Here is a 20,356-nt window from a genome sequence, read left to right as displayed (position 1 = left end):
TGTCCCCTTTTACAACAACGTAAAACGAATCAGGCCACGCCAGGCAAATGCGTCAACTTGCGTACGCCCGTGATGACGGTTGCCACGATGGTTTCACGCCGGGTAATGACTTCAACCTGGTAGTATTTGCTGCGATAGGCAATTGAATAGATAACCGGATGGTATTTATTTCCCTCACCATAACGAGACATATGGGCTTCCAGCGCGCGCGAGGCGGCAACGATATGGACGGGTTCTTTATCACCGCGGATGATTTGCTTCATTCAGTCCCTCAAATGCTATACCTGTGGGGCACGCCTTAACAGGGCGCGTTGCGTCGGTCTTTAACACTGAACATCTGACTGCTTAACATCATCGATAATTTAAAAACAGCGTGCACGTCTAATATTGCAGCACAATGACACAATCTGAAACGTGCTACTAATATTTAGCAGCACGTTTTATGTCCGGCAAGGAAGAATGAAAATTTATTGTGTTGCGGGCACCAGGTTATTTGAGCTCGGGCCAGGAAACGGAAGATACGCCATTTAATTTCGGCCAGGAAAACAGGAATCCCTGAAACTGTGAAATGCCGGCGGCTTCCAGCCACATCCACTCTTCGGGCTGTTCAATCCCTTCTGCAATCACGGTAATTTCCAGCGATGAACAACATTTTAAAATCGCGTGGACGATAGCCTGCTTCGGGCCACTCTTATGCACGTTACTGATAATACTGCGGTCGATTTTAATTTTATCGGGCTGGATCTGGGTAAGCAGTGATAACCCGGCATAACCCGCGCCAAAATCATCGAGCGCGACGCTGATACCTGCGGCTTTGAGCTGTTTCAACGCGGCGGCAAATTCGTCAGGACGAGAGATGATCTCATTTTCGGTAAACTCAACGACAATTTGCTCCGGCACCAGCTGGTGGGCATGAATTTCCGTCAGCAGAAAATCGACTGCGTCGGGAACAAGTACCAGCGACATCGGCAGCAGATTAATCGACAGCACCATATCATCCAGGCCGAGCGCCTTTGCCTGTGCAAAGGCCGTGCGTTTAGAGTGCAAATCGTTGCGGTAGATATCATCCGGCTCAAGGCGGGAAAAATAGTGCTGTTGCGTTTCACCCTGATTGCCGCGAAGCAGCGCTTCAAGGGAAACAATTTTGCGTGCAAAGGGATCGATAATGGCCTGAAAGGCAAAATTTATGCCTTCCTGATTCAGCATGGCAACATCACCTTCGCGGGTTTCGGCCGCATCCTGAATAAAATCCCAGCTGTCTGCTGAGGGAATTTCAAAATAATTTTCTTTCTCGCGCGCCTCAACAAAGGTACGCAAGAATTTAAGCGCCCGATCTTCATAGGTCAGCTGGTATTTGGTGGTGCCTTTTTCCAGCACCGCATTAAGCACCGTGGTTTTATCGTATTGCCGCAGGTCAAACAGCTCCATGCCCACGTTGCCGAAACGTCGCGCAGGGGCATAATCGCGCATTAATTCCACAATATTATGATGGCTGGTATCGCGGCAAATACGTTCGTAAACCGCCAGCACATCCCGTTCGGGACCTTCAAGGAGCTGAAAAAAGTGGGTGCCATTAAACAATAAAATACCGGTGACGCTGGATGATTCATTAATTTTGTTAGCCTTGGTGACTAATCCCTCCAGCATCTTAAGCGGAACATGGTCAGCGATGTGACTGCGATAGATAATTGTAGACAACATAAAGTCTTCCAGATTCTTGTTTTTTTACCGCACACATTGCCAGTTCACTTATCAAGCGGAGCCTAATCCTGCTGTAATACCGTCGCAAAATGTGTCCTTGCCGTGCATTTCTCCAGCACGGCACAGGGGGCGCTTACCTGTGATGTTCCGTTGTCACAGAAGGTTTAACACGATCGAACCATGGCGCGGATAACAGACCATGGCGGGAGCAAACAGTTTTATTATTATTCTGTTCATTACCTGCGTGTTACGCATTATTTCTATTATATCAGCACTTCAAGGGTTAGGTATTGGATAGACGTATCTTTTTTGCAAGTCATGGTCCGTTAATAAATTACCCCGATGATGATTGCTCTCAGGTTACCTGAGATAATCAAATTATCCTCGTTTCCTGACTGCCACTCTTGAAAAGAAAACAGCAGTAGCTTGATTTGACATGTTTTTTTAATCAAAACGTCGAAGGAGAGAGGTAGGCACAATGATTAAAGTATCAAATCTGATCCTGCGCCTGGCACCTTTTTCAGCAGCCAGCATCTGATAAGATGCTAACGTAAATCAGTGACCCCGCTGCGAATAAATCTCAAAACCACTGATTTGTCATTATCCCTGTGGTTTTAGGGATAATTCTCAGCTAGGGTTAATAACGCTACATTATTAAATAAAACCCTACATCACTCTTTTTATCGTCCTGATTGACACAGCGACCACCAGGGGCAGTCCTATGCTTAAATCAAGCTACTATTACGTATGTCCTTTTACCCGAGGCGGGTGGATAATTCATAAAGAAGGTTGTAGCCAGCTGGATAACAGCCGTGGACGTGAATTTATCGGTTCATTGTACACCCGGCAACAGGCCTTAACAGTCGCGAAAATTCATCATCCTGATGCGATTCTCTGCAGCGCCTGCCTTAGCCCTTTCGTCTGTCCCACTGCCGGGCGGAGTCTGACATCGCGCAATCGGGCCTTGCCGACGCGACATACACCAAAGTCTTCCTGAATATGACGGACGTTACGCTCTGCGGAGATATCGGTTTACTCAGCCTGAGGCAAGCGCGCGATATAAAGAAATAATGTGTGAAGGTTAAATAATAATAACCGCGAAAAAGGGTGCACATTATTACCAGGTTAACAGGCGTGACGATCACGCCTGTTAATATTAACGCCAAAAACTACGGCGCTATGATGATCACGCCTGTTTAGGCTGTCCGTTCGAAGCGGTCAGGCCGCCATCAACCGGCAGATTTGCGCCAGTAATATAACGTGCGTCATCGCTGGCGATAAAGGCAATGGCATCAGCAATATCTTCAGGCTCACCTGCGCGTTTAAGTGGAATGCGGTCATAGAAACGCTCAAGCAGGGCCTGGTCGTTTTTCACCGCTTCCGTCAGCTCGGTGAAGGTAAAGCCCGGGCAAATCGCATTCACTCTCACGCCATCCGCGCCATAATCCATGGCCAGTGACCGGGTGAAGTTGGTTACGGCGCCTTTGGCCGCATTATAGACGCTCATGCCCCAGTCGCCACCTAATCCTGATACCGACGAAATATTCACCACGTTGCCTTTCGATTTCAGCAGAGCAGGCATAAAGAAGTGCACACAGTGGAATACGCCGTCGAGATCGACGCTCATCAGCTTTTTCCAGTCAGCGGGTTCGATCTCGTGGATGCGTCCCTGAACGATAATTCCGGCATTGTTGACCAGCACGTCCATGCGGCCATATTTTTCTTCAACGCGGGCGGCCAGCGCTTTTACCTGACTGGCCTCAGCCACGTCGCAGGCCGCTGCCATATGGCCATCGCCCGGCAACTGTGCCAGGACTTTTTGCAGCTTATCCTGAGTACGGCCGACCAAAACGACAGATGCGCCTTCTTGTGCAAAGCGTTTGGCGCTTGCTTCACCAATTCCTGATCCGGCTCCTGTCACTACAACGATTTTACCTGTAAATCTGGACATGTTGCCTCCTTAATGGCGTCGCTTACTGTTCTAACCCTGTTCAGCCTGGCAGCCCAGTGGCCCAGGTCAAGCGCAACGGTACCGGATGCGTATTGTTTAACCGCTACGTATCCGGTTCGCGCCGCGCCGGGCGTCCTTATGGCCTTCTGAACAACGCCATACTGCGGCCTTCCAGTTCAAAGTCCTTTTCTTTGGTGATTACCATCCCGTGTTTGCTGGTATCGCTGGTGGTGAGTTCCAGCACCCAGCCGCCCTCACCGAACTGAGGGATCTTGAAGGGCACATTACCTTCAAACGGGTTGATGAGCATCAGCACGTCATACCACACGCCTTCCTGATGCTGCAGATCGGGTCGGCCGATATAGACACCGAGCGTTGAACCTTCGTCCCACTGCTCAGCCTGTTGTAGGCCGCCGCCGGCATTAAACCATTTGATTTCCATCCCGTCGCGCCAGCTTTCACGGCGTAACAGCGGCTGGGTTTTGCGCAATGAAATCACATGACGGGTGAATTCACGCAGGGCATCGGCCGAAGCGGGCAGGTTATCCCAGTGAACCCATGAAATTTCACTGTCCTGGCAGTACCCGTTGTTATTTCCCATCTGGCTACGGCCAAACTCATCGCCAGCCAGCAGCATCGGCGTTCCGTGGGAGAAAAACAGCGTGGCCAGGAAGTTGCGTTTCTGGCGCTCGCGAACGGCGTCAATGCCTTCGTCGTCTGTGGGGCCTTCCACGCCATAGTTATAAGACCGGTTATCGTTGTGACCGTCGTTGTTGTCTTCACCATTGTCGGCGTTGTGCTTCTCGTTGTAGGAGACCAGGTCGTTCAACGTAAAGCCATCGTGCGCGGTGATAAAGTTAACGCTGGCCCAGGGACGACGTCCGCGCTGATCGTACAAATCGCCAGAGCCAAGCAGACGAGCGGCAAAATCGGTCGAGACATTGTTTCCTTTCCAGTAATCGCGCACGGTATCGCGATACTGATCGTTCCACTCCGCCCAGCCCGGTGGAAAGCCGCCGACCTGATAACCACCGGGGCCAATGTCCCAGGGCTCACCGATCAATTTTAAACGGGAAAGCAGGGGATCCTGCGTAATGGCGTCAAAGAAACCGCCACGGGGATCGAAGCCTTCCGGTTCACGGCCCAGAATGGTGCCAAGATCGAAACGGAAACCATCGATATGCATGGAGTCCGCCCAGTAGCGCAGTGAATCCGTCACCATCTGTAACACGCGCGGATGAGAGGTGTTTACGGTGTTTCCTGTGCCGGTATCGTTAATGTAGTAGCGATGCTGATCGGGTAAGGTGCGGTAGTATGAGAAGTTATCAATACCTTTAAAGGACAGCGTTGGCCCCAGTTCGTTGCCTTCCGCGGTGTGGTTATAAACCACGTCAAGGATCACCTCAATGCCCGCGTCGTGGAAGGCACGGACCATATCCCGGAAACCCTGAATGCCCCGCGGACCAAAATAGCGCGTCGCCGGAGAAAAAAAGTTCAGCGAGTTATAACCCCAGAAATTTTTCAGCCCTTTATCCAGCAGGTGCTGATCGTCCGGAAACCAGTGCACCGGTAACAGTTCGACGGAGGTAATACCCAGGCTCTTGATATAGCCCACCGTGGACTGATGACTCATGCCGTCGTAAGTGCCGCGCATTTCAGGCGGCAGCGCCATGTTCAACTGGGTAAAGCCTTTCACATGCGTTTCATAGACGATTGTTTCAGACCAGGGAATCTGCGGGCGGTTTTGGTCCTGCCAGTCAAATTCGTTGGGGTCGATCACACGACATTTTGGCGTGAAGGGGGCGCTGTCGCGATCGTCGAACGTCAGATCTTTGTCTTCGTGATACAGGTCATAAGCGAAGTGCGCCTCATTCCATGCGATGTCCCCGGCCAGTTCGCGGGCATAGGGATCGACAAGGAGTTTATTTGGGTTAAACCGATGGCCGTTTTCCGGATCGTAAGGACCGTAAACGCGATAGCCATAGAGCGCGCCGGGCTGCAAACCGGGCACGTAACCGTGCCAAATCTCATGTGTGAACTCGGGCAACTCCAGTCTGGCGATTTCATTTTTTCCGCCTGGATCATAAAGACACAGCTCCACGCGCTCTGCATGGGCAGAAAACAGCGCGAAGTTTACGCCTTTGCCATCAAAGTTCGCCCCAAGTTGCAGGCCCGATCCCGACGTAATTTCAAAACGATGATTTGACATCTGTCCCTCTCAATTAACGAACCCCGTTACGGTGTTTCAATCCATGTACTGGCCTGCTTTCAGCAAGCTAACAATGCCAGTGCCCAGTAATTATTTAACGTTTCCAGCGAAATACGGTCGGTCAGAGTGATCGTTTCGCCGCTCAGCACATTGCGATAACGGCGATGTGCCAGTTCATCCGGCAGCAGGATCCCGGTGGCGGCCCAGTGCGTTGCCGGGGGCGTTTCCAGATTGAGCTGCGCGTCGAACACCCGTCGGGATGTCACCACAATAATGGCCTCACTGCCCTGGGTGCGCGCAAACGCCAGCATCCTGTCGGACTGCGCGCCTTCAGCGGTAAGCGGCAGATACGTGCCCCGGGCAAAAAGTTCAGGCCTGTCCCGGCGTAAATTGAGCAGCGCTACGGTGGCAAGCTGGTTAACCTGACCACTGAGCCAGCTATCATGGCTACCGGGCAGGGCCGTCGTCGCAGAACCTAACATCGCTTCCAGGACGGCATAATCCGGTTCGCGTCGGTTATCAGGATCGACCAGGCTGAAGTCCAGTGCTTCGCTTCCCTGATACACATCCGGCACCCCGGGCGCGGTCAGCTTAACGACTCTCTGGCTCAGGCTGTTCACCAGGCCGGCATGGATAAAGGGTTGCAGCGCCTCAACGAAATCCTGCAGGAAAGGCTGATTTGCAGGGGAGAGCAGGTGACGCGCGTAGCCCAGCACGGCCTGCTCGTACGCGGTGTTGTTCTCGGTCCAGTCAGTGCGCAGTTTGGCTTCACGCAAGGCTTTTTCGACATAGCCTGCAAAGCGTTCGGCAAGGGCGTCCAGCCCTGCACTGTCCCGGGGATCTAAGGTGGGCGGCCAGACACCGGCGAGCGCCTGATACAGCATCCACTCCACGGACGGTTCCGGTGCAGGGCCGTCCTCAAGGGCACCCACGGCCTGGCGATTGAGTTCGCGCCAGCGCGCCACGTTCTCGGCCCAGCGCTGGGGGGCTTCCGTCAACGTGTAAAGCCGCGCGCGCGCGTCTTCGCCTCGCTTGGTATCATGCGTCGAGCTGGCCGAAAGGGCGTCCGGCTGACGCGCAAGACGCGTTGCCATCTCATGGTGAAACTGCTGCGGGGAAAACTGGGTCTGTAAGGGTTCCGCGCCCACCTCATTTAACGCCAGCGCGCTGTTCTGTCGGTAAAACAGCGTATCTTCGATGGATTTCGCCATTAACGGACCGGTGAGCTGCTGGAAGCGGGTCCGGAAGCTGTTCGCCAGCGCGGTGGACTGGTTGGCGACGTCGCCCTGCATGATCTGCAGCAGGAAATCGAGCATGTGGCTGTCAGGTGCATGTTCCGACGCCCTGACGCCGTCAGCGACGGCCTGAAGACGTTGTTGGTCGTTGGCAGGCAGGCCGTGCGCATTGCCGTAGGTTCGATAGACCGGGAACGCCACCAGCAGTTCGCGCAGTGCGCTGCGGAGCCGCTCGGGATCAACCGCGATGTGTTCCCCCTCGGCAATGGTGCAGGCCAGGTCCATCAGGCGCGAAAATTCCCCGGCAAAATTGCGATCTGCCATCAGGCATTTTGCCTTACGAAGTTCGTCGTCCATCTGCACGACCTGGCCGCTGACGCTTTCACAGGCCTGGCGGAGGGCGTCGAGAGCGTGATTATCAACCAGCACATGAGACAGCGCGGCGATAAACTCATAGCCTGTGGTGCCGGAAATGGGCCAGTCGGCGGGGATCTGCTCGCCTTCACCCAGGATTTTCTCAACGGTGATATAACATGCCTCGCCGGCCTCGCGACGCAACTGCGTCAGATAACCTTTGGGATCGGCCAGTCCGTCAACGTGATCGACGCGCAGGCCGTCAACCGCGCCGCTGTGTACCAGTTCCAGAATAAGCCGGTGTGCATCCCTGAAGACGGTGGGATCTTCAACCCGTACGCCAACCAGCCCGGTCACCTCAAAAAAGCGGCGGTAGGAGAGGTCCCGCGCGGCATCGCGCCACGACATCAGCCGCCAGGGCTGCTGTTGATGCAATGCTTCCAGCCCGGCTTTGCTGCGCAGCTGGAGCACGGCTTCTTCCCGTCCCTGCCAGCTTTCCGGCGTAAGCGGATAGTAACTTTCAAAATAGGCCAGCGCAGGCTTGCCGGTCTGGGGATCGCGTTTAACGGCAAGGTCGCCGTTCTCCAGAACGGTATCGATATCATCACCCAGAAACGGCAGCGTCAGACGGCGTGACCAGTCGATGTCGAAATAGTTGGCATAGCGACTGTCTTTACCGTGCTCCAGCACGTCGTGCCACCAGCCGTTCTCCAGCGATGCCGCCATATGGTTGGGAACGATATCAATGATAAGCCCCAGTCCGGCCTGTTTTAACGTGCTGACCAGACGATCAAACCCCGCTCGTCCGCCAATCGCCGGGTCGATTTCATTAACGTCGGTGACGTCATAACCGTGCGTAGAGTCACGGGTGGCGGTAAAGATCGGTGAGGCATAAAGATGGCTGATCCCCATTTTTTTCAGATAGGGCACCAGCGCTGCCGCACGGTCGAAGGTCATGCCATTGCGGAACTGAATACGGTAGGTGGCGGTTGGAATGCTCATTTAGGTTCTCCGGCAGCCAGACGAACAACGATCGCGTTTTGGGGCAGCACATCGGTGGATTCTGGCCAGGCGAAGATCGTTTCGCCCGGCATTGCCGGCAGGGTGCGCTCCTGTTCGCCGATGTTGAATGCCATTGATAACGTGCCCGCCGGCAAGCGCCAGCTCACGGCAACAAATCCCTCTGCGGTGTCCAGCACCTTTCCACTGTTTCCACCCGCCTTCGCCAGCAGCGGAACAATATGCTGCTGCCGGAGCGCCAGCAGTGAGCGGGTCAACTTCAGCCAGCGTTTTCCTTCTTCGCTCTCCAGCTTGCTCCAGTCCAGTTTTGAACGGGTAAAGGTCGCCTCATCATTAGGATCGGGAACGCTCTCACCCTCATGACCGGCATGTCCTTCAAACTCTTTCGCCCGGCCTTCCCGCACAGCTTTCGCCAGATCGCCATGGAAATCGGTAAAGAACAGGAAAGGATGGGTTTCGCCGTACTCTTCCCCCATGAACAACAAAGGGATATGGGGCGACAGCAGCAACGTTGCCAGCAGCACCTGAGTACGTTCGGCACCGGCCAGAGAAATCAGCCTTTCTCCCTGCGCACGGTTGCCAACCTGATCGTGGTTCTGGATAAAGTCCACGAAGGCCACCGGCGGCTGTCCGGTACTGTCAACACCGCGCGTTTCACCCGACTGCACTGAGACCTCGCCCTGGTAGGCAAACCCTTCAGCCAGCGCGCGTGCCACACGTTTTTCCGGCCGATCGGCAAAATCTTTGTAATAGGCATGCGTTTCGCCTGTGGCAAACACATGAACGGCATTATGAAAATCATCATTCCATTCGCCGGTGAACAGTGGGGCGGTGCCATCTTCCGCTCTGGGATGCAGGAAAATCACGTTGCGACAGTCTTCGGTGGTGAGATGGATCTGGCGTTCGGGAATATCTGCGCGAATGCGTTCAGCGATGTCGATCAAAACATGCGTGTCGGAAACGTCTTCAATCTGGTCGATGGCATCGAAGCGCAGGCCGTCCAGGTGGTATTCCTGCAGCCAGTAGAGCGGGGCTTCAACAATATAACGTCGCACCGCATCCACATCATACGCAATGCCGGCGCCCCATGGCGTCATCCGGTCTTTATGGAAGAAGTCTGGTGACAGCAAGGGCAGATAATTCCCTTCCGGGCCGAAGTGGTTAAGCACGATGTCCAGTACAACCGCCATGCCATAGCCATGAGCCGCGTCAATAAACGCTTTAAAGTCATCGGGCGTGCCGTAAGCAGCATGTGGCGCGTACAGGAGCACGCCATCGTAGCCCCAACCGCGCTGCCCGCCAAACTGAGAAACGGGCATGACTTCAATCATGGTAATGCCGGTTTCCGCCAGATAAGGCAGTTTCTTTATTGCAGCCTGGAAGGTGCCTTCTGCGGTAAAGGTGCCCATATGCATTTCATAAACCACGCTTTCCTGCCACGGGCGTCCTTGCCAGGTGGTGTTTTGCCAGTGATAGTGAGCAGGATCGACGACCAGGGACGGGCCGTTAACGTCATTCTGTTGCGCGCGTGAGGCGGGATCGGGAATCACCGTGCCATCGTTTAGCACAAAGTTATAGGTTGCCCCCGCCTGTACACTGCTGACCTGCAGCTCAAACCAGCCGTCTTCGGCGGGCGTCATGGCAAGATCTTTCTCCGAAAGTCGTAAACTGACCTGCTGTTGACCCGTTGCCCAGACGCGGAAACGCACGCTGCCGTCGGCCAGATATTCGCTTCCCCAACTCTTAAAAAAAGATGTAGATACCATTCCGTTGCCTCTTTGACCAGAAAGTACGCAATAAGCACCACCACGCTATCGGTAAGCCGATGATGCGAATGCAAAATGATGTTAGCGAGATCAGGAGCCCGGGAGGTTGGTGCGCCTTAACAGCCTTTCCCAGTGCCATTATTCAGATATTGTTATGTGTCATACCGCATGAGGCACCCGGCAGTGCCTGCTCCACACAACACTCTCAACAAATAATCATAGACCAGGTTCCAACATTTACTGCCGCCGCGCGCAATGTATCCTGAGGCTTTTCCTCCCCAGCGAGGTCGGGCTGTCCGATGAGGCCGGCCTCCATTGACCTCTGCACAGGGGAAATCAGAAAAAGAGCACGGGCGTCAGGCAGAAAAAAACCGCCTTTAACAGCGGTTTGACGCAAACAGACCAGGCGGACGGCCATTCTGCGTGCGTTTAAGGTGTCAGCTCCCCCGTGGCAGGGCGGACTGATCCTGTCATCAGGCCGGAATGGATTCGGCCTTCTGACTACGCGACCAGACGCGGTGTTCTGCCATCGCAGCAGTAAAATCATTCATCAGCGCGATTTCAGCATTATCGGCTTCCACGATGCCTTCCTCCTGCTGATTTTCATCCAGATCAAACTGCGCTTTGAAACGGCGTGCTTCACCACTCAGGCCAATGACTTTCAAATGTTTATAAGCCTCCAGCAGGAAGTAGCGTGCATCTCCGCTTTTCAGCAGGGCGTCAACGTTGCCGTCGGGGACGATCACCGCATCAAAGGTCAGCGAAGGTAGCCCGTTAAACGTGGCATCGATCGGCAACAAAGAACCATCGTCCGCGCTGACCTGGCCCATATGCGCCGCCAGCAGTTTGGTGTGCACGCCAGCGGCGCTGAGATGCTGCAGAATAGCCAGTACGTCGTCGGCTTTTACGCCTTCGCTTAGCAGCAGGGCGACCTGACGGCCTTTGATGTCGGCATCGGGAATGGCATACAGGCTCAGGCTGTCATCGCGCTGCAGGCCATTGACGTCTTTTGGTGGGGCGGTGTTGAGCTGCTCATCGCTGAGATCAATCCCGAGGTTGGCGGCCACCCCTTGTGCCAGTTTGACATCGATGCGCAACAGATGGTCCACCACGCGTTCACGGATGTAGGGGCGGGCTACCTTACTCAACTCAAAAGAGTAGGCGGCAATGATGTGCTGCTGTTCAATGTCAGTCTGGCTGTTCCAGAACAAACGCGGCTGGGCATAATACTCACCAAACGAGGGGCTACGTTCGCGGACTTTGTGTCCTTCAACGCGCTCCTGATAGCTTTCGAAACCGCCCCCTTTTGCGGCAGGCGGTGTTTCCCGTGGCCAGTTGTCGTTAATGGAGTTGGGTTCGTAGTTGGCCGGATTCGTATCAATATCCATCCGGTGCATGCCCTGGCGTTGGAAATTGTGGTACGGGCAAACCGGGCGGTTGATCGGGATTTCGTGGAAGTTTGGTCCACCGAGGCGGCTGATTTGCGTATCGGTGTAGGAAAACAGACGGCCCTGTAACAGCGGGTCGTTAGAAAAATCGAGTCCGGGTACGAGATGCCCCGGATGGAAGGCAACCTGTTCCGTTTCAGCAAAGAAGTTATCCGGATTGCGGTTCAGCACCATTTTGCCGACGCGCACAACCGGCACCAGCGCTTCCGGAATAAGCTTGGTGGCGTCCAGAATATCGAAGTCGAACTGGAACTCATCTTCTTCCGGGATCATCTGCAGGCCAAGCTCAAATTCCGGGAAATCTCCCGCTTCAATCGCTTCCCACAGGTCGCGGCGGTGGAAGTCGGGGTCGCGACCGGTCAGCTTCTGAGATTCATCCCACAGCAGCGAGGCTTTGCCTGCCAGTGGTTTCCAGTGGAAACGAACGAATGTCGCTTTGCCTTCATCGTTAATCAGGCGGAAGGTATGAATGCCAAATCCCTCCATCGTGCGGTAGCTGCGCGGAATACCCCGGTCAGACATCGCCCAGATCACGTTGTGCAGGGTTTCAGGCTGTAGCGACACATAGTCCCAAAACGTGTCGTGAGCACTCTGTCCCTGAGGGATTTCATTATGCGGCTCAGGCTTTACCGCATGTACAAAATCGGGAAACTTGTGGGCGTCCTGTATAAAGAACACCGGTGTGTTGTTACCGACCAGGTCGAAAACGCCTTCATCGGTGTAAAACTTGGTAGCAAAACCACGAATATCCCGCACCGTATCCGCTGACCCCGCGCCGCCCTGGACCGTCGAGAAGCGCACAAACACCGGCGTGATCTGCTCTGGCTCACTCAGGAAGTGCGCTTTAGTCACATCTTTTAGTGAGCAGTAGGGCTGAAAGTAGCCGTGGGCGGCTGAACCGCGCGCATGCACGATACGCTCCGGAATGCGCTCATGGTCAAAATGCGTGATTTTCTCCCGCATGATGAAGTCTTCAAGCAGCGTCGGCCCACGTGACCCGGCGCGTAATGTGTTCTGATCATTTGCAATGCGGGTGCCCTGATTGGTCGTCAGCGGGCTGTTTGTTCCGTTTTTACGGTTCGCTTCCAGTTGATCGAGTTTCGCGCTGTGCGTGTCGGGTGCTTTAAGGCTACCCGGCGCGGTGGGCTTTTTACCCGGCGGCGTCGGTTCGGCTGGGGGTTGATGTGAACCCTCTTTAGGTGCCAGCGAGCCCAGTCCGGGTTGTGAGGATTCCGGACCCGTTGTGGGGGCTGGGTGATTCAGAGGATTATTCTTTTTCTCATTCGACATGACACGTTGCTCCAGCTTTTATTTACTACGTGAGGTGCCAGTAAATATAGGACAACTTAATTAATAAGCTTATAAATATTGCATTTGATCGCGATGATAAAATAATTATCAGATGGCGTGGCGCAAAATCAGGGCGATGTTAAGGAAGGAGAAAATAATTTAATGATGAAACTAAATGGTTATTTTAAGCGCGACGGTGGTGGTTTAATATTCTGATAAATATTGTTTTTTTACTTTCTGATCAGAGTGGTTATTGTGTGTTAATGGCGTGAGGGTGTTTTATCAAACCAGACCTTTTCTGAAAAGGTGGGGATTAATTCGGTTGCGCTTCGCTAAAGTCGCCTGAATTTTATTTTTTCCGTTGCGCTTATTAACGCGCAAGCGAAGCCGATATTATCCCTGAGCAATCGGTATTTGAACATGGGGATCGTTATCCTTAACGGGAATAACAGGCAGGGGTGAGAAAGGGTGAAAATCGCCAGTCCATGGCGTATTACCTCCTTAAGGCGCCTTACTCAGAACTACTTAGAGGTGCGACGGCTGTTTTTGCCTCCTTTCCGACCGGCCTCCCTGGCTCTTTCAGGATCGTTTTTGAAATTACCTCCGCTGGCTTTGCCTCCTGCACTGCCCGCTTCACTGGCTCGCTCAGGATCGTTGGCAAAATTACCGGCACCACCTCTGTATTTCTGTTGTGTCATAGACAAGACCTCATATCAGGGTTCCTTAGATAAGAAGGACTAGCTAGTCACAGCGGTAAGTTTAGTTCTGATACGAAATTATGCCACTTTGTCATCCCTTGTTCTTTGACGAAATCTAAGGGTATTTACTTGTAAAATCAGTGAATAAATCCTGCCCGCAGGCTGAACAGGTCGGACGCCGCAATGTGATGTTATACGTCATCCGTTACACTCTGCCCGTTAGTGCGAAATTATAGGTAAGATCAGGTATTAACTTATTGAAAGTTATGCTCTAAATGGCGAAATTTTAATTAGCTGTTACACTTGCTGAATACCGTTCAGGAGTGTTTATGAAATTAGGATTTGCATGTAAGTACTTAAACGAACAGGGCAAGCAATATTTTCCCTTCCGCGCGACCACGCGTACCCGTTTTCTCGGTCTGGATGATGCCCAGCGCACCGCGCTGATTTATGAGATTTCTAAGACAAATTTGCAGAACCTGTATCTGACGCTGGAAGCGATTGCGGCACTGCCCGAGGCGTTAAGGATGATGCGCATTGGCAGTGATTTACTGCCGCTGTATACGGTGCCGCAGGCAAAGCCGTTATTTGCAACGTTTTTACCCGAGCTGTATCCGCTGTTCGCCCGCTGCGGCGAGCTGGCGCGGACGCATCATATCCGGCTGTCATTCCATCCAGGCCAGTACAGCGTGCTGGCGTCAGATAATCCTGATGTCGTGTCACGTGCCTTAGAGGATGTGGAATATCATGCTCTGTGTGCCTGCCTGATGGGCTACGGCAAAACCTTTCAGGACTTTAAAATCAACATTCATATGAATGGCAAACTCGGGTTTGAAGGGTTCAGGCAGGCATTTCACCGGCTCAGCCCCGAAGCCCGGCTGATGCTGACGGTGGAGAACGATGAGATGTCGTGTTCGCTGGACGATGTGCTGCAGGCCCGGGCGCTTTGCCCTGTGGTGCTGGATATTCATCATCACTGGGTTAAAGAGAATCAGTTTATTCAGGCCAGTGATGCAAGGATAGCGCAGATTATTGACTCCTGGCGCGGCGTACGCCCGGTGATGCACTACTCGATTTCACAGGAGGGAATTATTCCGGCCGAAGGCTTTCCGGACCAGCAGGATCTCAGTGTGCCGAAAACCAAACTGCGTGCGCATTCTGATTACTATTTCAATGCCACGCTCAACGGCTGGGCCTTGTCCTTCGGCGACTTCGATATCATGTGTGAGGTAAAAATGAAAAACCTGGCGCGTGAACAACTGTATGACTGGGGAAGGCGTAATAGCCTGATTACCTGATACGCGCCCGTTGCGGGTCTACGTCAGTGACGGGCACCGGTTTACCCGGCCAGCAGCCCGCAGTGGCTGTTGCGCTTTGATTGTGACGGTCGCCGCACGAACGGGAATACCAGGAAATCGTTCAGGCCGGTATCCTTTGTCTGGGGATAACGCCGCGTAGCCAGCACCTGACCTGTCGCGTTGGCAATAACCTATGCCAGTCGATCCCGTTGCCTCCGGGCGCATATCAAAAGGCCTGCCGTTCGCCTTGACGGGCAGGGCCGATAAGAGGATCCGGGATGGGTTTCTGCCGCCAGCGAGTGTGTTCTTCGCTGGCGTTTCCCGGCTGGCAGCCTAACGAAGGTGGGGGTTCCGCTTCGTACAGTTTGATGCGTGACGAAACATGCTTCTCCCGGCCGTCATTAAACCCAACGGCAGAAAAATTCACACAGACAGGCGAAAGATAAAGTGCGACGAGCAGGGTTATCACGCCCTCTTGCTCCACTATTGTCGTGAAAGGAGTGCCAGACAGGCATAAAAAAGCCCCTGAATCAGGGGCAAATTTTTAGGGAAGGCAAAGCGTCCTTGCTAAGTAGCGTGTCATCACAACAAAATTAAAAACGAGCCTCGCCCGGCGAACGCTGAAGCACAATCTCCAGGGCCTGACGATAGATATCCTGTTTGGTCGCGTCGGTTTCGCTTTCCAGTTTATGGATTAAGCCCAGCACCATATCTTTTTCAGAAACGTGTGCTTTAAAGGCCGCGAGTTCTGACCAGGTCTCTGCAATCACATCTTTTTCACTGGTGAAATGCTCACCCGCATTCATGAAATATTCAGAAATCTGAGACTCGGTATTGGTTGTCGTTTGCATAGTAGCCTCAAAATCGTGGAAACCGCTTTCTGCCGGCGGCAGAGAAAAATTTTGCATCTGAAGGTGGAAATCCACTCACCTTCAGATGCGGTGCAAGGCACCTTTCGTTACAAGTGACTTAACATCACGCCGTAAAGTTATACAAAAAAATTACTTTTGTACAATTTTTTGCGAAAAAAATCGGTGGTCGGAGGAGTTTCTGTACCCTCAGCAACGTTGCGCAATGGCTCCTTTCGGTATTTTGCTATGATTTATAAGACGTTTTTTTATTTTTTCGCGTTTCTGCTCCCCCTCGCTGTTGTACAAGACTGTACAAAGTTGTACAGATTAAGCGGTATAACCTGGGATAAAACGGCATCGAAACGCTGCCCGCCAGGAAAAAGCTGTACCACATAGCGCTGATAAAGCCGCGTTGAGCGCGATCTCTGTCCGCTGGCAGGTGAGATAATCTGTCAAAGCGACAGGATGGCGCTGCGCTGTCGGGTGACGAGACAGGGTCAGATATGACGTCCATGTAGCATGCGCGTCAGAAATCAGAAAGAGGGCAGCAACAACCCTGTTTGTGCCTTACAGGGGCTCAACGCTGGCTTTGTGGGCGGCGTTGCAATAATTCACTTCCTTCTGCCCCCGCAGGACGTTAAGGTTTACGCCTCTCGAATCAGAAGGAAATGATAATGGTTAACGACTATTTTTCACTGCCGCCGGCAGGCATGACACAGGAACAACATAAACGTACGGTGGCGGTTGCGGCGGCACTGGCGGTGGCAAAAGCGTCCGTCAGCGCCTCAACGTCTGCGAATGGCTCGAAAGCGGCGTGGGATCTGCAGGCCGTGGCAAACGAAATCGCCAATCTGGCCGATGCGATTCAGGACGCGCTGGAGTCCGATAGCGAAGTATAACGGTGTCACTGCGCTGTCGTCAGGGCAGCGTCCGGCCCCTGGATTAGCCGCCGGGGCTCAGGTGGTCCGGGTGGCGCAGCCCGTCAGGCATTGACGGCGTTATTGCGCCGCACGTTGTGTGGAGAAATAAGCCAGCAGGCGCGTCATCTTTTGCTGGGGTGAGGTGTCAGTTACGCCAGTGTCGCTGACGTCGTCCATCCAGCGCTCATCCGCTTCCGGATGCGGCCCGGTTAACACAACTGTCCCTTTGCCGTAGACGTAACGCGCCATCGCCACATCGCCATTACGGTAAAAAGCCACAGGTGTAAAACCGTCCTGCTGTTTCTGACCAACAAGATAAGGGCCATCCTGATAATAAAAGGTTTCTGGTCTGTGATCCCAGGTCACCGCGATCGTGTAATCACCCTCATCCGCGATGTGTGAGCCCGGACGTCCCACTTCAGAGTCAAGGGGCGAGGCGATGAGCCCCAGCCAGTTACTGTCCGCCAGGTAGGCTCCCATGCACAGACCGAGATAGCCTTTGCCACTGCGGACAAAATCGCGCACGGCACGGGCCCCTTCATCACCGAGCGCCTCATAGGCAGCGGGGATGTCCTGGCCGCCGCCCGGCTGGATATAGAGATCAAACTGGCGCAGGTTCTGTGCATTCAGCTTTCGTTTTTCGTGCTCACCGATATAGGCAATCCTGAGTGGCATCGCGACGCCACGAAGCGCTTTCACCACCATTTCAGAACAGCCCTTACAGCCTGCCGCACCGCGATAAACGGCAACGTTTAGCGGAGCCTGTGCCGCCAGGCTAACGCCGGATACGACGCTCAAGGCAAACAGCATCGCGGTGAAAATCCCGTGTCGATAGCGGACACGTTGTAATGCGTCAGAAGCGAAGCGCATGTTGCATTTCCTGTCAGGCAAAGAAAGAGACGATTTCCGTAACGGCCGCTGCCGCAACGGAAAGCAGGTTGGCTCAGGCAGAGTGCCAGGCCGACATCAACATACCGCAACCCGATGTTCTTGAGCAACTGCTCAATTCAGGGCGGTGATTATCCCGCACTAACCCTTTTGGCCGACGAGGCTCTTGAGCATACCGCCGCCAGCGGGGTGGCGGTGTGCTCAGTTGCGCGCTGAACGCCCTTATTTGTTGTACCCTGAGGCAACAATTTTCGCTGCACCCGCCAGGACATCTCTACGCGCAGCGGCGTGCTTATCAGGCTGGGTGTAATACGTTACCAGCACCAGCGGTGCATGATGCGGTGGCCAGATGACGGCAATATCATTGGTGGTGCCGTAATCACCGCTTCCGGTTTTATCTGCAACCGTCCAGCTGGCGGGCAGGCCAGCGCGTATGCTGTTAGCACCTGTTGTATTGCCTTTCATCCAGTCGGTCAGTTGCTGACGTTGCGCGGGTGCCAGCGCCTTGCCCAACACCAGCTTTTTCAGGCTTTGCATCATGGCATCAGGCGATGTCGTATCACGCTTATCACCCGGGATAGCGGTATTCAGCTCCGGCTCTTTGCGATCGAGCCGAAAGGTGCTGTCGCCAATGCTACGTGCAAACGCATTGACCTGTTGCGGGCCACCCAGGCGGGTCAGCAGGGCGTTCATGGCGGTATTATCGCTGTACTGCAGCGCCGCCGCGCTGAGTTCTGCCACCGTCATGGTGGCGCCGACGTGTTTTTCAGTGATGGGGTTATAGTTAACCAGGTCGGCTTTATGAATGGCGATTTTTTCACTCATCAATCCGTCCGCGCTTTCGCTATTTTTCAGGATGGCCGCAACGGCGAAAACTTTACTGGTGCTGCATAGCGGAAAGCGCGCCTCTCCCCGGTAGGTGAAAACCGCACCATCGGCGGTGTCGGTTACCGCCACACCCAGTCGTCCGCCCGCGTTTTTTTCCAGCTGCTGGATGCCGCGTTGCAGCGCGGCCTCGTCAAAGCCGGCCTGGGCGGCAAGCGGCATCGCGAGTGCCAGCAGGGTAACGGCCGTGCTGGCGCGTCGTCTGAACAGATGAGTCATAGTCAATCTCCACTGATAAATGCCGCCTCGCTGAACAGAGGCAAGACATAACGGTTAGCCGCATCGTTGCGCGGTCAGGATTAAACGAAAAGTTGACCTTCAGCCCCTCGTTAAACTTATGTCGCTTTAAAAGATGTCTCGCGCCTGGGAAGCTGTCCGCTGAGGCCTGCATCCTGCTGTAGCACGTTTTTTCTGAAGAAAAGCGTTGGCGGAGTAGATGGTAGGGGATTTCAAAATCCCGACAAGCGAGATAATTTGAGAGGAGCTAAAAGAATTTCTGGGGGTAAATGTGAAACACGATGTTCCGCTTAACGCACTTCGGGCTTTCGAAGCCTCCGCCCGCCACCTGAATTTTACCCGCGCGGGCCTGGAACTGTTTGTCTCTCAGGCCGCCGTCAGTCAGCAGGTCAGACTGCTGGAAGAACGGCTGGGCGTCGTCTTATTCCGCCGGTTGCCGCGCGGTCTGGAGATGACAGATGAGTCCAGGCTGCTGTTTGCTGAAGTGTCAGAAGCCTTCACGCAGCTCGAAAATGCCTGGCGTCGTTTCGAAGGGGGCGAATACCGAGAGGTGGTGACTATCGCCTGCGTGGGGACGTTTGCATTGGGCTGGCTGTTACCCCGGCTTGAGGCGTTCCGTCAGCAGCATCCGGCGCTGGAACTGAACGTACGCACCAACAATAACGTGGTCAGCCTGGCGGGCGAGGGCGTGGACTACGCGATTCGGTTTGGCTCTGGCGCCTGGCCCGCCACGCAGAATGAACGGCTGTTTACGGCTCCGCTTACGGTGCTTTGTCGCCCCGATGTTGCCCGCCGCCTGCAACAACCCGCCTGCCTGTTACGGGAAAATCTGTTACGTTCCTACCGGACTGATGAGTGGGACAGCTGGTTTACGGCTGCGGGGATCACACCGCCCAGGATCACCGGCCCGGTATTTGACTCATCACGTCTGATGATTGAGGCCGCGTATCATACGGGTGGCATTGCGCTGGTGCCGGCGTGCATGTTCCAGCGTGAACTGGATGCCGGTACGCTGGCCCGTCCTTTTGCGCTAGAGATTGACGTCGGCAGCTACTGGCTAACCTGGCTCCGTTCAAAGAAGATGACGCCATCGATGGAAATATTTCGTGAATGGATAGGGCGGCGGGCAACAGGCGAACGCGAATAGCGGATAAGCCCGACAGCCTGTTGTGAATAACATCAGCCGGGTCGAGGTAACCCGCGTTAACCGGATTAAGACAGTGAGGCGGCCTGTGAGCCGCCAGCGGGTTTTTCACTGGCCCCCTGCGTCACAGGCGTAAACAAACAGGAGTTCATTTTATTATGCCTACTCTGCATTCAGGGATGCTCTGCGCCGCTTTTTCATTTTCGCTGGTTTTCCGGTAATTAAGAAACCAGATGATAAACTCACTGTTATTTTTTACGCCAAGTTTTTTCATGACACGTTGCTTAATATAATATGCAGCGTGCACGGGAAGCGCCATCCAGGCTGCTATTTTATTCATTTCCATTCCCGTCATAAAAAACCACGTTAATGAAATTTCATCGGTTGTTAAAGACACTTTCTGTCCGTGACGGTTTTTTAATTCCATGCTGTGCTCCTTTCCCTTACAGGGCTGTCAGGTC

The 20,356-nt window shown here is 53.9% G+C and carries 15 protein-coding genes; 3 read left to right on the top strand and 12 right to left on the bottom strand.

All coding sequences use genetic code 11. The features are described 5' to 3' along the window. Positions 1–29 precede the first annotated feature (29 nt). The 8 genes from GKC68_RS11975 to GKC68_RS11940 all read right to left on the bottom strand — a co-directional run bounded on the left by GKC68_RS11975 (position 30) and on the right by GKC68_RS11940 (position 13,672). Positions 30–263, bottom strand: coding sequence for a DUF4060 family protein (locus GKC68_RS11975; protein WP_006119000.1), 234 nt, complete (start codon positions 261–263; stop codon positions 30–32). Positions 264–489: 226 nt separating this feature from the next. Next, positions 490–1,701 (bottom strand): diguanylate phosphodiesterase, encoded by a 1,212-nt coding sequence (locus GKC68_RS11970; RefSeq protein WP_089528689.1) that lies wholly within the window; start codon positions 1,699–1,701, stop codon positions 490–492. A 1,186-nt stretch (positions 1,702–2,887) separates the two neighbouring features. After that, entirely contained in the window at positions 2,888–3,652 is a 765-nt protein-coding gene (locus GKC68_RS11965) for an SDR family oxidoreductase (protein ID WP_064367144.1), read from the bottom strand. Between the two features lie 136 nt (positions 3,653–3,788). Beyond that, entirely contained in the window at positions 3,789–5,861 is a 2,073-nt protein-coding gene (gene glgX / locus GKC68_RS11960) for a glycogen debranching protein GlgX (protein ID WP_342656177.1), read from the bottom strand. 59 nt (positions 5,862–5,920) lie between these two features. After that, positions 5,921–8,452: a malto-oligosyltrehalose synthase gene (treY, locus tag GKC68_RS11955; RefSeq protein ID WP_342656176.1), complete on the bottom strand. Its 2,532-nt coding sequence runs from the start codon at positions 8,450–8,452 to the stop codon at positions 5,921–5,923. Beyond that, positions 8,449–10,236, bottom strand: coding sequence for a malto-oligosyltrehalose trehalohydrolase (treZ, locus tag GKC68_RS11950; RefSeq protein WP_342656175.1), 1,788 nt, complete (start codon positions 10,234–10,236; stop codon positions 8,449–8,451). The genes treY and treZ overlap by 4 nt, the downstream gene beginning before the upstream one ends. A 473-nt stretch (positions 10,237–10,709) precedes the next feature. Further along, a complete protein-coding gene (gene katE / locus GKC68_RS11945; RefSeq protein WP_342656174.1) occupies positions 10,710–12,974 on the bottom strand; it encodes a catalase HPII in 2,265 nt (754 codons plus the stop codon). 521 nt (positions 12,975–13,495) lie between these two features. After that, positions 13,496–13,672 (bottom strand): general stress protein, encoded by a 177-nt coding sequence (locus GKC68_RS11940; protein WP_014605940.1) that lies wholly within the window; start codon positions 13,670–13,672, stop codon positions 13,496–13,498. Positions 13,673–14,001: 329 nt separating this feature from the next. Here GKC68_RS11940 and GKC68_RS11935 point away from each other — a divergent pair, with 329 nt between their 5' ends. Beyond that, positions 14,002–14,970: a UV damage endonuclease UvsE gene (locus GKC68_RS11935; protein ID WP_264238805.1), complete on the top strand. Its 969-nt coding sequence runs from the start codon at positions 14,002–14,004 to the stop codon at positions 14,968–14,970. A gap of 593 nt (positions 14,971–15,563) precedes the next feature. Here the strand turns inward: GKC68_RS11935 and GKC68_RS11930 are convergent. Next, positions 15,564–15,878 (bottom strand): biofilm development regulator YmgB/AriR family protein, encoded by a 315-nt coding sequence (locus GKC68_RS11930; RefSeq protein ID WP_230624301.1) that lies wholly within the window; start codon positions 15,876–15,878, stop codon positions 15,564–15,566. Between the two features lie 617 nt (positions 15,879–16,495). Between GKC68_RS11930 and GKC68_RS11925 the strand changes: the two genes are divergently transcribed. Further along, a complete protein-coding gene (locus GKC68_RS11925; RefSeq protein WP_028722209.1) occupies positions 16,496–16,720 on the top strand; it encodes a hypothetical protein in 225 nt (74 codons plus the stop codon). 99 nt (positions 16,721–16,819) lie between these two features. Here the strand turns inward: GKC68_RS11925 and GKC68_RS11920 are convergent, their stop codons facing one another. Together GKC68_RS11920 and bla are read right to left on the bottom strand one after the other, a co-directional pair. Next, positions 16,820–17,611 (bottom strand): BPL-N domain-containing protein, encoded by a 792-nt coding sequence (locus GKC68_RS11920; protein ID WP_342656173.1) that lies wholly within the window; start codon positions 17,609–17,611, stop codon positions 16,820–16,822. A 240-nt stretch (positions 17,612–17,851) separates the two neighbouring features. Beyond that, complete coding sequence (gene bla, locus GKC68_RS11915; protein WP_342656891.1) at positions 17,852–18,676, bottom strand: class A beta-lactamase; 825 nt, start codon at positions 18,674–18,676, stop codon at positions 17,852–17,854. Positions 18,677–19,010: 334 nt separating this feature from the next. On the opposite strand from bla, the gene GKC68_RS11910 reads away from it, so the two are divergent. After that, entirely contained in the window at positions 19,011–19,898 is an 888-nt protein-coding gene (locus tag GKC68_RS11910) for a LysR family transcriptional regulator (protein ID WP_204367156.1), read from the top strand. Between the two features lie 145 nt (positions 19,899–20,043). Here the strand turns inward: GKC68_RS11910 and GKC68_RS11905 are convergent, their stop codons facing one another. Continuing rightward, positions 20,044–20,322, bottom strand: coding sequence for a hypothetical protein (locus tag GKC68_RS11905; RefSeq protein ID WP_247102828.1), 279 nt, complete (start codon positions 20,320–20,322; stop codon positions 20,044–20,046). Between the last annotated feature and the right edge of the window lie 34 nt (positions 20,323–20,356).

Source organism: Pantoea sp. RSPAM1 (assembly GCF_038816185.1).
In the GTDB taxonomy this organism is placed as follows: Bacteria; Pseudomonadota; Gammaproteobacteria; order Enterobacterales; family Enterobacteriaceae; genus Pantoea; species Pantoea ananatis.
This window is presented reverse-complemented; position numbering and strand designations above follow the sequence as displayed.

Bases quoted from the DNA above. Each gene is read 5' to 3' on its own strand.
- GKC68_RS11965 (WP_064367144.1), bottom strand. From the start codon at position 3,652: ATGTCCAGATTTACAGGTAAAATCGTTGTAGTGACAGGAGCCGGATCA.
- GKC68_RS11905 (WP_247102828.1), bottom strand. From the start codon at position 20,322: ATGGAATTAAAAAACCGTCACGGACAGAAAGTGTCTTTAACAACCGAT.
- GKC68_RS11925 (WP_028722209.1), top strand. From the start codon at position 16,496: ATGGTTAACGACTATTTTTCACTGCCGCCGGCAGGCATGACACAGGAA.
- GKC68_RS11920 (WP_342656173.1), bottom strand. From the start codon at position 17,611: ATGCGCTTCGCTTCTGACGCATTACAACGTGTCCGCTATCGACACGGG.
- katE (WP_342656174.1), bottom strand. From the start codon at position 12,974: ATGTCGAATGAGAAAAAGAATAATCCTCTGAATCACCCAGCCCCCACA.
- GKC68_RS11940 (WP_014605940.1), bottom strand. From the start codon at position 13,672: ATGACACAACAGAAATACAGAGGTGGTGCCGGTAATTTTGCCAACGAT.
- GKC68_RS11930 (WP_230624301.1), bottom strand. From the start codon at position 15,878: ATGCAAAATTTTTCTCTGCCGCCGGCAGAAAGCGGTTTCCACGATTTT.
- glgX (WP_342656177.1), bottom strand. From the start codon at position 5,861: ATGTCAAATCATCGTTTTGAAATTACGTCGGGATCGGGCCTGCAACTT.
- GKC68_RS11975 (WP_006119000.1), bottom strand. From the start codon at position 263: ATGAAGCAAATCATCCGCGGTGATAAAGAACCCGTCCATATCGTTGCC.
- bla (WP_342656891.1), bottom strand. From the start codon at position 18,676: ATGCCGCTTGCCGCCCAGGCCGGCTTTGACGAGGCCGCGCTGCAACGC.
- GKC68_RS11970 (WP_089528689.1), bottom strand. From the start codon at position 1,701: ATGTTGTCTACAATTATCTATCGCAGTCACATCGCTGACCATGTTCCG.
- GKC68_RS11935 (WP_264238805.1), top strand. From the start codon at position 14,002: ATGAAATTAGGATTTGCATGTAAGTACTTAAACGAACAGGGCAAGCAA.
- treZ (WP_342656175.1), bottom strand. From the start codon at position 10,236: ATGGTATCTACATCTTTTTTTAAGAGTTGGGGAAGCGAATATCTGGCC.
- treY (WP_342656176.1), bottom strand. From the start codon at position 8,452: ATGAGCATTCCAACCGCCACCTACCGTATTCAGTTCCGCAATGGCATG.